The 12,431-nt window shown below is 46.9% G+C and carries 13 protein-coding genes, 1 tRNA gene, 1 pseudogene and 1 other annotated feature; of the genes and pseudogenes, 2 read left to right on the top strand and 13 right to left on the bottom strand.

Annotated elements, in window-relative coordinates; translation table 11 throughout:
- Positions 1-125: 125 nt before the first annotated feature.
- From rplL to rplS, 9 genes are all read right to left on the bottom strand, one after another.
- The gene (gene rplL / locus QUA78_RS01985) at positions 126-515 is read right to left on the bottom strand and encodes a 50S ribosomal protein L7/L12 (protein WP_333305922.1); all 390 of its coding nucleotides are present in this window, start codon (positions 513-515) and stop codon (positions 126-128) included.
- Positions 516-652: 137 nt separating this feature from the next.
- Positions 653-1,279 (bottom strand): 50S ribosomal protein L10, encoded by a 627-nt coding sequence (rplJ, locus tag QUA78_RS01980; RefSeq protein ID WP_333398537.1) that lies wholly within the window; start codon positions 1,277-1,279, stop codon positions 653-655.
- A 29-nt stretch (positions 1,280-1,308) separates the two neighbouring features.
- Positions 1,309-1,481, bottom strand: a sequence feature (ribosomal protein L10 leader region).
- Positions 1,482-1,590: 109 nt separating this feature from the next.
- Positions 1,591-2,304 carry a 50S ribosomal protein L1 gene (rplA, locus tag QUA78_RS01975; protein ID WP_333185418.1) on the bottom strand — a complete coding sequence of 238 codons (714 nt, stop codon included), beginning with the start codon at positions 2,302-2,304 and terminating at the stop codon, positions 1,591-1,593.
- Between the two features lie 227 nt (positions 2,305-2,531).
- A complete protein-coding gene (gene rplK / locus QUA78_RS01970; RefSeq protein ID WP_006635588.1) occupies positions 2,532-2,957 on the bottom strand; it encodes a 50S ribosomal protein L11 in 426 nt (141 codons plus the stop codon).
- A 3-nt stretch (positions 2,958-2,960) separates the two neighbouring features.
- The gene (gene nusG / locus QUA78_RS01965) at positions 2,961-3,599 is read right to left on the bottom strand and encodes a transcription termination/antitermination protein NusG (protein WP_172186535.1); all 639 of its coding nucleotides are present in this window, start codon (positions 3,597-3,599) and stop codon (positions 2,961-2,963) included.
- Complete coding sequence (gene secE, locus QUA78_RS01960; protein WP_172186534.1) at positions 3,596-3,829, bottom strand: preprotein translocase subunit SecE; 234 nt, start codon at positions 3,827-3,829, stop codon at positions 3,596-3,598. Before secE ends, nusG begins: the two co-directional genes overlap by 4 nt.
- 151 nt (positions 3,830-3,980) lie before the next feature.
- The gene (locus tag QUA78_RS01955; RefSeq protein ID WP_333398535.1) at positions 3,981-4,190 is read right to left on the bottom strand and encodes a hypothetical protein; all 210 of its coding nucleotides are present in this window, start codon (positions 4,188-4,190) and stop codon (positions 3,981-3,983) included.
- Positions 4,161-4,233, bottom strand: a tRNA-Trp gene (locus tag QUA78_RS01950). Before QUA78_RS01950 ends, QUA78_RS01955 begins: the two co-directional genes overlap by 30 nt.
- Positions 4,234-4,367: 134 nt before the next feature.
- On the bottom strand, positions 4,368-4,751 hold the full coding sequence (gene rplS, locus QUA78_RS01945; protein WP_172186532.1) for a 50S ribosomal protein L19: 384 nt from the start codon (positions 4,749-4,751) through the stop codon (positions 4,368-4,370).
- 67 nt (positions 4,752-4,818) lie between these two features.
- On the opposite strand from rplS, the gene QUA78_RS01940 reads away from it, so the two are divergent.
- Both QUA78_RS01940 and QUA78_RS01935 read left to right on the top strand, forming a co-directional pair.
- Positions 4,819-6,291, top strand: a complete 1,473-nt coding sequence (locus tag QUA78_RS01940) for an inorganic phosphate transporter (RefSeq protein WP_333304103.1) — start codon at positions 4,819-4,821, stop codon at positions 6,289-6,291.
- Positions 6,292-6,822: 531 nt separating this feature from the next.
- A pseudogene (locus tag QUA78_RS01935) lies at positions 6,823-7,574 on the top strand (IS1 family transposase).
- Positions 7,575-7,633: 59 nt separating this feature from the next.
- On the opposite strand, the gene QUA78_RS01930 reads toward QUA78_RS01935, so the two are convergent.
- The 4 genes from QUA78_RS01930 to QUA78_RS01915 all read right to left on the bottom strand — a co-directional run bounded on the left by QUA78_RS01930 (position 7,634) and on the right by QUA78_RS01915 (position 12,307).
- A complete protein-coding gene (locus QUA78_RS01930) occupies positions 7,634-8,779 on the bottom strand; it encodes an acyl-CoA dehydrogenase family protein (RefSeq protein ID WP_333304104.1) in 1,146 nt (381 codons plus the stop codon).
- Positions 8,780-10,369, bottom strand: a complete 1,590-nt coding sequence (locus QUA78_RS01925; protein WP_333304105.1) for an amino acid adenylation domain-containing protein — start codon at positions 10,367-10,369, stop codon at positions 8,780-8,782.
- 7 nt (positions 10,370-10,376) lie between these two features.
- Positions 10,377-10,649 (bottom strand): acyl carrier protein, encoded by a 273-nt coding sequence (locus tag QUA78_RS01920; RefSeq protein WP_333398532.1) that lies wholly within the window; start codon positions 10,647-10,649, stop codon positions 10,377-10,379.
- Positions 10,650-10,927: 278 nt separating this feature from the next.
- On the bottom strand, positions 10,928-12,307 hold the full coding sequence (locus QUA78_RS01915; protein ID WP_333304107.1) for an NAD(P)/FAD-dependent oxidoreductase: 1,380 nt from the start codon (positions 12,305-12,307) through the stop codon (positions 10,928-10,930).
- Positions 12,308-12,431 lie beyond the last annotated feature (124 nt).

Raw genomic sequence — 12,431 nt, 5'->3', positions numbered from 1 at the left:
ATCGCGCGATTAAATTTAGGGAACAGTCAACAGTCAACAGTTAACAGTCAACAGTCAACAGTCAACAGTCAACAGTCAACCATCATTCCGGTTTCACTGGAATTGATATCAACTACATTCTCTAACTACTTGATAGAAATCTTTGCGCCCACAGCTTCAAGCTGTTTCTTCATGTCTTCAGCAGCTTCCTTAGCAATAGCTTCCTTAACTGCCTTCGGTGCAGCTTCTACCAAGTCTTTCGCTTCCTTCAGACCCAGACCGGTAATAGCCCGGACTTCTTTCAGAATTGCGATTTTCTTGTCAGCAGGAACTTCTTCAAGAATCACGCTGAACTCAGTTTGTACTTCTACTTCTTCAGCAGGGGCCGCAGCGCCGCCCCCCATCATCATCATGCCGCCTACAGGAGCAGCAGCGCTGACGCCGAAAGCTTCTTCAATTTGCTTGACCAATTCTGAAGCTTCGAGCAAAGTCAGAGACTTAAGTTTATCCAAGATTTCATCAGTTGCTGTAGACATTTTTTGAACTCCTAGTTCGATTGTAGATTTGGAATTTGAGATTTTCGATTGCTCATTAATTATTAGTCTCTCGTCTCCAATCATCAGTTTGTTTCTCAAAACTAACGACTCATAACTCACGACTAATTACTAATGACTTACGCAGATGCGCTTTCTGCTTCTGCTTCAGGTTGTGCTTGTGCTTCTACTTCTGCTTCTGCTTGAGGTTCTGCTTCAGGTTGTGCTTCTACTTCTGCGGAGTCGCCGTCTTTTTCAGCATAAGCTTTAAGACCGCGAGCGATCGAAGTAGGAACTTGATTGATACCCACAGCCAACTTGGTTGCGACACCGTTGATAGCGCCAGCAATTTGAGCCATGAGTTGTTCTTTCGACGGCAGATCGGCTAATGCTTTAACATCAGCTTCTCTCAGCACCCGTCCTTCCATCACGCCGCCGCGAAGTTCACTCTTCTTAGAAGCTTTTTGGAATTCTTGGTAAGCTTTAATCGCGCCGCCAATATCTTCTTGCACAAACAGAAACGCGGACGTACCAGTCAGCAATTCCTGTATCGGCTGCCAGGTTTCGTTGCCTTCAACAGCAATTCGCATCAGCGTGTTTTTTGCCACTTGGCAACTGCTGCCTTTCGGACGCAAACGCCGACGCAAATCTGTGATTTCAGCAACAGTTAAGCCCGTGTAGTCAATCACGATCGCCAGTTGAGATTCGCTCAAGGTTTGCTTGAGGTCTGCAATAATCTCATTTTTTACTGCTAAACTTTTGCCCATACTTATTTCACCTCCTTTTAGGATCGAAAACTGCCCACCAAAAACCCCGACCTTAGAGCCGGGGCAGAGAATTAAAAATTAACAAGTCAGAATTAAAAATAGAAAATTTCTAATCTTTGAGTCTTGAGTTTTTATTTCTTCAGCCTCGGCAGGAAATTAAGCGGTCGGCACCTGCGGTCTTCAGCTTATTGATTTTTGATTAGGCTATCACCAGAAGGCAGACATTAGCAGGGGTCTGGCGTAAGTCTTGTGAGAGATTTACACAGACAGCCGAAGCTGTCTTTTACCTACTGCCTTCTGCTTAATTCTTTCTACGCAGCATCAAGTTTGGTATCGCGCAGGGCACTGATATCGACTTCGATCGACGGGCCCATTGTTGCGGATACGTACAAACTGCGCCAGTAGCGACCTTTAGCACCAGAAGGACGGTTGCGATCAACAGTTTCTTGCAAAGCATGAAGGTTGACCAGCAAATCTTCCGCTGAGAAAGCTGCCTTGCCAAACATAACATGAACGATGCCAGTTCGATCGGCACGGAATTCTAGTTTACCACCTTTAAACTCGTTGATCGCCTGAGCAATGTCAGTCGTCACCGTGCCACCTTTCGGAGAAGGCATCAAACCGCGCGGGCCCAACAACCGACCCAATTTTGCCACCAACGGCATCACGTCTGGGGTAGCAATCAGGCAATCGAAGTCCATCATGCCCTTCTGAATTTCATCGATCAACTCTTCAGAACCAGCAATATCCGCGCCGGCATTCAGAGCTTCTTTAACTTTTTCGCCCTTAGCAATCACCGCAATTCTGACTACTTGACCAGTTCCTTTTGGTAGCGATACAGTTGTCCGCAACTGTTGGTCAGTATATTTCGGGTCAATTCCCAAACGGATGTGAGCTTCAGCAGATTCGCCAAACTTAGCGGTTGCTGTTTCTTTCAAAAGTTGCAGAGCTTCCAGCGGTAGATAAGGTCTCTCTTCAACTTTCTTTTGAAGTTCTTGCAGTCTTCGCGATACTTTCTTTGCCATTGTTATCTCCTGGGGTCAGTCGATTTTAGATTTTAGATTTTAGATTTTAGATTGAACTTATCAGCCAATCTTAAAATCTATCAGTTTTCGGTTACTAGCGAAGCTTTGCTTCTCCCCCTGAACCGATCGATTTTGGATTTTGGATTTTGGATTTTAGATTGAAGATTTGAGCTTCAACACTGGGAATTACCGATTGCCAACTGTCAACTGACAACTGACAACTGACTTTAATCCGCGATCGCCACGCCCATATTTTTAGCCGTTCCTGCCACAATTTTCATAGCAGCCTCAACATCATTAGCATTGAGGTCAGGCATTTTGGTTTCAGCGATTTCTCGTAACTGAGCCTGTGTAATCGTCCCTACTTGCTTGCGATTAGGTTCTCCCGAACCTTTAGCAATGCCAGCCGCTTTTTGAATCAAAACCGACGCCGGCGGAGTTTTGAGAATAAACGTAAAACTGCGGTCTTCAAAAACCGAAATTTCTACCGGAACCACCAGACCCGCTTGGTCTGCGGTTCTAGCATTGTACTCCTTGCAAAACATCATAATATTGACGCCGTGCTGACCCAAAGCTGGGCCGATCGGAGGAGCTGGGTTGGCTTTTCCCGCCGTAATCGCCAACTTAATTACTGCAACAACTTTCTTTGCCATTAGTTAGTTCTGTTTCTGAACCTGATTGAACTCCAATTCTACAGGCGTATCGCGCCCAAAAATCGAGAGTAAAACTTTGAGCTTGTTTCGTTCCGGGCTAACTTCAATCACATCACCTTCAAAATCCTTAAACGGCCCGGAAAGTACCACAACGTGGTCTCCAGCAGACATCGATACTTTGACAACTGGTTCTGATTCCTGAGCGTTTCTGAAGATCCGTTCTACTTCCGAATGACTCAGAGGTAGCGGTTTGACGTGACCCCTGCCGCGCCCGTAGCGGCGTTTCTGCTCTGCCCCGACAAAATTAATTACATTCGGGGTATTCTTGATCACCTGCCACGTATCCTCGTCCATAAACATACGGATGAGTACGTAGCCGGGAAAGATTTTTTCATCTGACTGCCGCCTGGAACCGTCTTTGCCGACTTTGATCGCCGGAGTTTGCGGAATTTCGACTTGAACGATGCGATCGGCAACATCCAAAGTTTGAATCCGCTGCTGCAAGTTTGCCTTCACGCGCTTTTCGCAGCCAGAGGCAACTTGAACAGCATACCAGCGAGCATCAATCTCCGGCACCTCTGGCGATGCTGCCTGTCCCGTCGCTTCTGTGGAATACTCAGATTCTTCTGATGCAAAAGTCATGGCCCAAACACCTTTCCCGCGCCCCAGTTAAAGAAATTGTCCACCAAATAGATCAGGCTTGCTGAGAGGATTACCATCAAAAGCACGGCCAAAGACTCGCTGATTAGCTGCTGCCTGCTGGGCCAAACCACTTTGTCGAGTTCTTCTCTAGTTTCCTTAAAAAAACCCGCAGGGTTAAACCCAGGCGCCGTTATTTCTTGAGTTTCTTGAGCTTCGTCTTTTTTCGCCACGATTCAATCCCCCTTGCGATTTTAGATTTTAGGTTTTAGATTTTAGATGGTGTGAGTGGCCCGCGGCTCTCAGATTTTGTGACACTAACCACTTACGCCCAAGTCCCAAATCTCTAATCTAAAGCCACGACTTTTTTACAAGCCCAACCAATCAACGGCGTAAATCCCGATCGCCGCAACCGACGATCGAGAAGCCACACCGAGCATTTGTTGATGGCATTTTTTGCGAACCGCCCACAAAAATTAATTCTACCCGAAAGTTTGCGGTTTTGACTGTTGCCAGCCAATAATCCGGGCGCTTTCGGGCAGAATTTAAAGTTTGGTGATTCAGCGCGCCCTGGAGGACTTGAACCCCCGACATCAGGTTTTGGAGACCTGCGTTCTACCAACTGAACTAAGAGCGCACAGGTGAGGTTGCTGAAATTCGCTTAACCTCTAGATTTCTATTTTAACACAGTGCGCTCGTAAATGGAAAACTTTTTTTTGATTTTTTTCAATTTCCCATGAACCATGAACCAAGGGAAAGCTGGGTGCATTCCTACAGGGAGCGATCGAACCGCTGTTTGACGCGAGTAGCTTTGCCCACCCGATCGCGCAGGTAGTAAAGTTTTGCTCTGCGGACTTTCCCGCGGCGCATCACTTGGATCGTGGCGATGCGGGGCGAGTGAATCAAAAACACCCGTTCCACTCCGACGCCCTGAAACACGCGGCGGACGGTGATTGTTTCATTAATCCCGCCGTTGCGCATGGCAATCACAGTCCCTTCGTAGGGCTGAACCCGTTCTTTGTTACCCTCTTTAATTTTCACGCCGACTCGCACTGTGTCGCCCACGTAAATTTCGGGGAGTTGTTTATTAAGTTCTTGCTTGACTCTATTTATTTCTTCCGTTTCGATAGAACGGATTATTTCTGCGCCTTTCATGGGATTTACCAAAACTCACAATCCCTTATCATATATCGAAATGCCCCTTTTATGTCAAAAAAATTCTATGTTAGATAGCTCTGGGGTCGTATTTCTGCAACTGGGGGCAATGGCTGCACTGGCCTTGTACGTCGCCGCCAACTTGGGGGCAAACGATGTCGCTAACTCGATGGGGACATCCGTAGGCTCGAAGGCGCTAACGCTGCGGCAGGCAATAATTGTTGCAGGCATACTGGAATTTTCCGGCGCAGTGCTGTTCGGCCAAGGAGTTTCCGAAACTCTGGCAACAGGAGTTGTGAATGCACAAGTGTTCGCGGCCAAACCGCAAGTATTTTTAATCGGGATGGTGTCAGTGCTGATAGCTTGCGGGATCTGGCTGCAAATCGCTACCAGTCGAGGTTTGCCGGTTTCTTCATCCCATGCAGTGGTGGGCGCGATCGCGGGTTTTAGCTGTGTTGCAGCCGGAATTAATGCAGTTGATTGGCGAACCATCGGCACGATCTCCCTAACTTGGGTGGCGACACCGATCGCCAGCGGTGCTTTAGCAGCGCTATTTTACAGTGGGGTGAAATATTGGATTCTCGATCGGCCAGATCCTCTATTTCAACTGCGCGAGTGGATACCTTGGCTGAGTGCAGCAATGCTGAGCGTATTTGGGATAATTGTACTGCCGTCTGTTGTGAATGTCGCTTTGGTGCAGACAGGGGCGATCGCCGCCGCGCACGATCGATTTGGCTGGAATCTTCCCATTCACGATATTGTCATTGGCATCGGGAGTATTGGGGCGATCGGCCTGACACTCAATAGCTGGAAAAAATTAGAATCAGTTGAGAAGGAAGAAGGAAGAAGGAAGAAGGAAGAAGGAAGTTCGGCAACGGATTCTGTAACGGATGTAACGGATGTAACGGATGTAACGGATGTCAGGAAGAAGGAAGAAGGAAGAAGTACAAACACAAACTCTCCCACTCTCCCACTCTCCCCCCCTCCCACTCTCCCCCCCTCCGAAACTCCGAAACTGGGCCACTCTCTCGTCGAGCAACAAATGGCGAGATTTCAAGTCTTGAGCGCCTGTTTTGTAGCATTTTCCCACGGTTCCAACGACGTAGGAAATGCAGTTGCTCCCCTAGCTGCGATCGCCTACATCCGGCGCACAGGTTCCTTTCCCTCAGAGGATTTCAGCGTGCCCCTGTGGATTTTAGTCGTCGGAGGCACAGGAATAGTCATCGGTTTAGCCATCTGGGGCAAAAATGTAATTGCCACAGTCGGCGAAAAGATCATCGAGCTCCAACCCAGTGGCGGATTTTGCGCGGAATTAGCCACAGCCACCACAGTCTTGCTAGCATCCCGCTTCGGTTTGCCAGTTTCCACATCCCACGCTTTAGTGGGTGCAGTCGTCGGAGTCGGGCTGATCAAAGCTTGGAAAACAGTACGCTTGCAAACTTTGCTGTCAATTGGTTCGGCTTGGCTGGTGACAATTCCGATCGCAGCAGGTTTGGCTGCTATCATCTTCAGCATCGCGCAATCCATTGGGCAATTTTAGATTTTAGATTGAGGCATTTCAGAACAGTCAACAGTCAACTGTTAACTAATCTTTCTGATTGCCTCCGTTGGGATAAACTCTCGAAGGCAAAAGCTGCCAACCCGCAGCATCTGCACCCCAGTTGCGAAAAATCTTCACTGAAGCGAAAATTTTAGCGAAACGCCAATTATAGCCCAATACGGTTCAGTTAACGCTATGCAGTGCTTAAAATAATAAATACAGCAGCATTCATTATGATTCCAGTACCTCTGTGTTTAACTTGTTTAGACCGAAATTGTGAAACAGGCTTTTTCACAACTCTTGGGTTGTTTCTCGCTCACTCTTTCCGGTATAATTTTATCGATAACTTCCCCAGTTAACCCACTCAAAAAAAGGGAAGTTCTTGTGGTTGTAACCGCTGAAATTTGGGGAGCGCATGACGAACAACTCGTAATGTAAAGAGTAAAAGAAAGACGCGGCGTTGCTGAATTAGGGTACGATCAATTGAGAGTGCGATCGCCCAAAAATAACACTTCACAAAACGAATAGCTTATGCAATGTCCTGAATGTCAGTCAACTCATGTTAATAAAAATTGTCATAAAAAAGGTAAACAAAATTATATTTGTGTCGGCGGTAGACTATTTATAGATTGCTATCAACCTCATAAAGGTTACTCGCTCAGATGTGAAACGTGAATGTCTGAAAATGTATGTCAATGGTATGGGTTTTGGAGCAATTGAGAGAGTCAAAAATGTGCATCATACAACAATAATTAATTGGTAAAACAAGTAGGAAAACTCCTGCCATATTTTTATGACCCCGAGACAATTCCCGAAGTGGGAGAATTAGATGAATTAGAAACATTTGTCGGCTCAAAAAAAACAAAATTTGGCGAGCGACGGCGGTAGACCACTTTAAACCAGGTATTTTAGGATGGGTATTAGGCGATCGTGCGTGGTAAAAGCTTTGAACCACTTTGGAATCTTGTTAATAAATGGAAATGCTATTTTTATGTGACAGATGGCTGGAAAGTTTACCCTAACTTTATTGCCGATGAAGATCAAATCCCACCGCAAAACCTATATGACTTGCAGTTGAAGGCTAAAATACAAGATTAAGACATTATTTACGTCGTTTAAAACGAAAAACTCTTTGTTATTCTAAATCAGGCAACAAGTTGCTTAGACATTCCATTCAATTATTAATTCACTACCTAAAATTTGGAGGTGTTCCAATTCCATATCAAAATCAAAGAAATTATTTGGTCGTGTGCGATCGCCGGCGTTGCTTAGTCATACCTTAATTCAGCAACGCCGAAAAGCATTACAAGCTATCCGATCGACGGGCGTGAGCTGTACCGCTTCACAGCTTTAAACATCTCGCAATAATATTTCGTTGTATTTCAGATGTGCCGGAGTACAGGATGCTCCCAACTGAATCGCGCAGATCGCGCTCAATCTCGTGTTCGGTCAGGTAACCATAGCCCCCGAACACACGGATTGCGTCTAGAGATGACTGCACGTAACTCTCAGAAACATGAACCTTGGCTATAGCTGATTCCATTAGCGAGGGCAGGTTTTTTTCCTTCAAGTATCCGATCCGGTAAACCAGCGGACGACAGGTCTCCAAGCGAATCTTCATTTCTACAATCAGATTGGCTACCGACTGAAACTTGCCAATCGATTGACCAAACTGCTTGCGCTTGCGGGCATGGTCAATACATCTTTCCAACTGCCACTTCATGTGACCCAGGCAGGTGGCGAGGATGCAACCACGCTCCCACTCCATAGAACATTCAAAGAGTTCCACTCCTCGACCTTCGCGTCCGACCCGATTTGTGCATGGGATTTTACAGTCGTTAAACGTCACTTTTCCCATCAGTGCCGTTCGCAGTCCCATCTTTTCGATACTAGAGCTAACGCTTAATCCTGGGGTATTGCGATCGATAATGAAAGCCGTAATTCCCATCAGACCGAGTTCCGGCTTGAGGGTCGCATAAGCTACAAACATATCTGCTACAGGAGCGTTGGTAACGAACATCTTCGTGCCGTTGAGCACGTAATGGTCTCCATTGAGCTCCGCACGAGTTTTCATCGCAAAGATATCAGAACCAGCATCAGGTTCCGACGCAGCATTTGCTCCAATCAGCGTGCCATCAGACAAAGATTTGAGATACTTCTGCTTCTGCAAATCGGTCCCGTAGAGCAGAATTGGTATTGAGGTCGTCCACAGGTGAGCATTTAATGAGAAAAGTAAACCTTGGTCACGACAACCGTAACCGAGTGCCTCCATCACAGCGATTACATCGGTTATAGGAAATCCCATGCCGCCGTACTCTTCGGGAATGGGCATTCTTAGTAATCCAAAATCAGCACAGCGCTGCCATGCTTCGCGGCTGAAATGTCCTTCAGCGTCACGCACAATCAAATCGCTATCGAGTTCTGAGTGGGCGAATCGGATGGCATCGTCTTGCAGCTTCTGCTGCTGTTGGGATAACTCTAAGTCCATTTAATTTCCTTCCTGCGATGACTGAGCGAGAGCCTGATAATCGATCTTGTCCGTTGATGTCCTGGGAAGGCGATCGCAGAAAATGAACCTGTCTGGAATCATGTAGGACGGCAACAAGTCGGCACAAAATGATTTCATTTGGATTACGGAAGGACGCTCTTGAGTTGCCGAGGCAACATAGGTTAGAATCTTCACACCGTCTGGTTCGGAACGAGCGATCGCCGCTACCTCTGTCAACTGCTCGTGGCAATACAGCGCCTTCTCAATCTCTCCTAGCTCGATACGATAACCCCGACGCTTAACCATCCGATCGCGCCGACCGATGTAAATATAGCCAGCCTCTGGCTCAAAACGTACCACATCACCTGTGTTGTACCAACGCCGTTCAGATCTCTCGATGAACCGAGTTGCATCCTCTTCCGGACGATTCCAATAGCCAGCACAGACAGAAGGCCCTGCAATATACAGAAGACCTTCACCCCCATCATTGACTAACTTGCCACTTTCGTCGAGTACCATTGCCTCGCAGTGGGAACAGGGATGTCCAATGGGGTAGGGTTTGCTCCGCTCTTGGGGGATTGGGGTCTCAATTTTGGCTGCCGTACAGACGTTGGTTTCAGTCGGTCCGTAGAGGTTGTAGTAGGTTGGATCGGTCCACAAGTTCGTCAGGCCTCGCAGGTGCTTGACTGGAAAGACTTCGCCTGCAAATAGGACAAGACGCACAGACCTAGCATCGACGCTTTCCAGCTTGCCAAATTGAACCATCATCGCCAATATTGACGGAGCCGAATACCATACAGTAATTCTTCTCTCGGCTATGAACTGTGCAAGCTGTCTAGGATTTTGACCTACGTCTTCAGCGATCAGGTGCAATGAAGATCCATGCTTAAGCGAGACGTACAAGTCGAGGACCGATAAGTCAAAGTGAAAGGGTGCGTGACTGGAAAATCGATCCTCCGGCACGGGTTGGAATGTTTCGGAACACCAATCTACAAAGGCGCAGGCGTTGGAGTGGGTGAGCATCACGCCTTTGGGCTTTCCTGTAGAGCCGGAGGTGTATAAGATGTAAGCCAGGTCATCCTTGGTGCGTTCTGTTGCCTTGCTAGGCAAGGGGTCTTGCAACAGCACTTCCTTCCATCTCGTGCATTCCTCCTCCCTATTTGCCTCGTCACCGCTATAAGGAACAGAAACCACCGTGTCAGGTAATAAGTTGCCACCCGCTGCGGCTTTTAGTGGCTTGACTAGCCGACCGTCGAGGAAGAGGGCTTTAACGTTGCAGTCAGCGAGTATCGTGTAGTTGCGTTCCACGGGAGATGTCCAGTCGGCGGGGACATAGGCAGCTCGGCATTTGAAGATGCCGAACATAATTGCTACTGCCTCGATACTCTTGGGCAGGATTATCCCGACGCGATCGCCCGCCCCAATCCCTCTGCTGGATAAGAAACTCGCGACCACTGCGGCTAGGGAGTTCAATTCTAGATAAGTTAGACACCGTCCGTCTGGTCCAACAATCGCAGTCCGGTTGGGAAACCTATCAACGCTAGCTTCGATGTAATCAGCTAGGTGAACACCTTGTTTTGAGCCTGGCATAAAACCCTCACTGCTTTTGCTGCTTCTGGAGCTTTCTCTCAATGAAAGCAACCAACCCATTAAGCGTACCGAAGTTGCTGTCATCAGCCTCCATAGCTCCCACCTCAATGTCCCACTCGGACTCAATGAAGTTGACCATTTGGACTGTTCCTAGGGAGTCTAGTATTCCCTTACGCAGCGGAGTGTCATCTTTCAAATTTTCTTCCGACTCATCCACCAGCATTTCGCTCAGGATGAACTGCCTTATCTTTGTTTTGATATCTGTCCCTACTGTTTCCATAATCATCCCGATTAGTTTTTAGTGAATCTGTGAGTTGAGCGACGTTCAAATTTTCGTTTCAAGCAGCTTCTGAATCGAAGCGACTATACTATTTATCGTCCTGAAATTGATTTCATCAGCTGCAAAATATCCCAACTCGATGGGGTGCATCCCGCTTTTGCAAATGTATTCCCTGAAGTAATAGTGGAACGAGGTTTATAACCTTGCTTAAACTATGTACTTGCAAATTTGGGATGCACCCTTGCGATCCTCTGAAGACTAATTAGGCAATCGCATTATCAATTAACTCCTGAACTCACAGCCGGAAAAATCATAGATACATCTGTGTTACACGGGTTGTGGAATTCTTCGCGGTTGATGACGTAGTCTCTGTAAAAGTCAAATTGACGGGGCTCGGCCAAGAGGTTTAGATATTTATGATATTTCTCATTGTTCTCGAAGAAATCCCCTGCCAGCATGTAGTGCCCCGCCGCCATTCCATCTTCATGTTCTTTCTGTTTGCTCTGAAACAATGAGCCAGCCTCAGCAAAGGAAATTGCATGAGGATTGTAAAAGAGGTTTATAAGTCGGTAGACCAAATCGTAAGCACCATTAATTGTTTTGTAGACCTGTTCGAGAGGTGCGTTATCATCCAAATTATTTGAAGCCAGCATTTCATCAAGGGCATTAGCTACCAGACTCCCGCTCTTCATTGAAAGGTAAACCCCACTAGAGAAGATAGGGTCTATAAAGCGACCAGCATCTCCCACCAGAGCGTACCTTGCACCAAATTTCTTTTCACTATAGTAGGAATAATCTCCCTCAACTTGTATAGGCATTGCAATCTTGGCATCATCAAGCAAATTCCTGGCAAACTCCGAAGACATCAACTCTTGTAAGTAAAGTGCTGTTGCCCAGTCTTGACTGTTGCCGAATACTTCCTGTTTCTGGTGGCGCAGGTAAGAGGTGTCCATCACCACCCCGGTAGTAACTTGATTCAGACCGAGGGGGAATATCCAACTCCATCCCCGCTTTTCACCGCCCAGATACATAATCAGCGAGGCTCCTTCTTCTAGTCCGCCTTTGAGGCTTTTAACGTTTTTCCAATGAGTCCACAAAGCGGTTCTTTCAAACTCTTTGTGCGGTTTTCGCCACCCGTTTTTGGTTGCCAGAAAACTAGACCGCCCACTGGCATCAATCAAAAAACGGGCACGGTACATTTCCTCTTCACCATTCGCCCCGCTGGCATACACCTGAAACGTGTCACCATCGCTATCGAAATCGACCTTGCGAACCCTAGTTTGTTCCTTGACTGTTACCCCACACTTGCGAGAATTTTCTAATAAAATGGTATCAAATTCGCTCCGCTCCACTTGAAATGAAAGGTAGCTCTCATCTTTGATGACGTGATTAAAGCACCAGTTGGTAGAGGTCTTGCCGTCACTACTGATAAAGCGAACGGTGGGTTTACGCACGAACCGCTTCTTCATTTGATCGAGAACGCCAAGCTCTTGAAAAAGAGAGTAGCAAAAGGGAAGTAGGGACTCGCCTACATGAATACGCGGAAACTTTTCTTTTTCCAATACGGTTACACTATGCCCCTTCTTGGCTAAATAAGAAGCTACTGTCGAACCGGCAGGACCGCCACCAATGACCACTACATCTTGTATATCTTTCATAATCGGCACAAATTCTACTTCTTTGTTTTTTGCGAAACGATGAATCGAGGAACATTTAAAATTTCATTCGCAGCTTATTTTGAATGAAAGCCAGGGTTGAGTGACACCAATTTGGTACCGTCAG

Source organism: Microcoleus sp. K4-B3, from assembly GCF_036704615.1.
In the GTDB taxonomy this organism is placed as follows: domain Bacteria; phylum Cyanobacteriota; class Cyanobacteriia; order Cyanobacteriales; family Microcoleaceae; genus Microcoleus.
The sequence above is the reverse complement of the archived record's forward strand: the minus strand, read 5'-3'. Positions and strand labels throughout refer to the sequence as shown.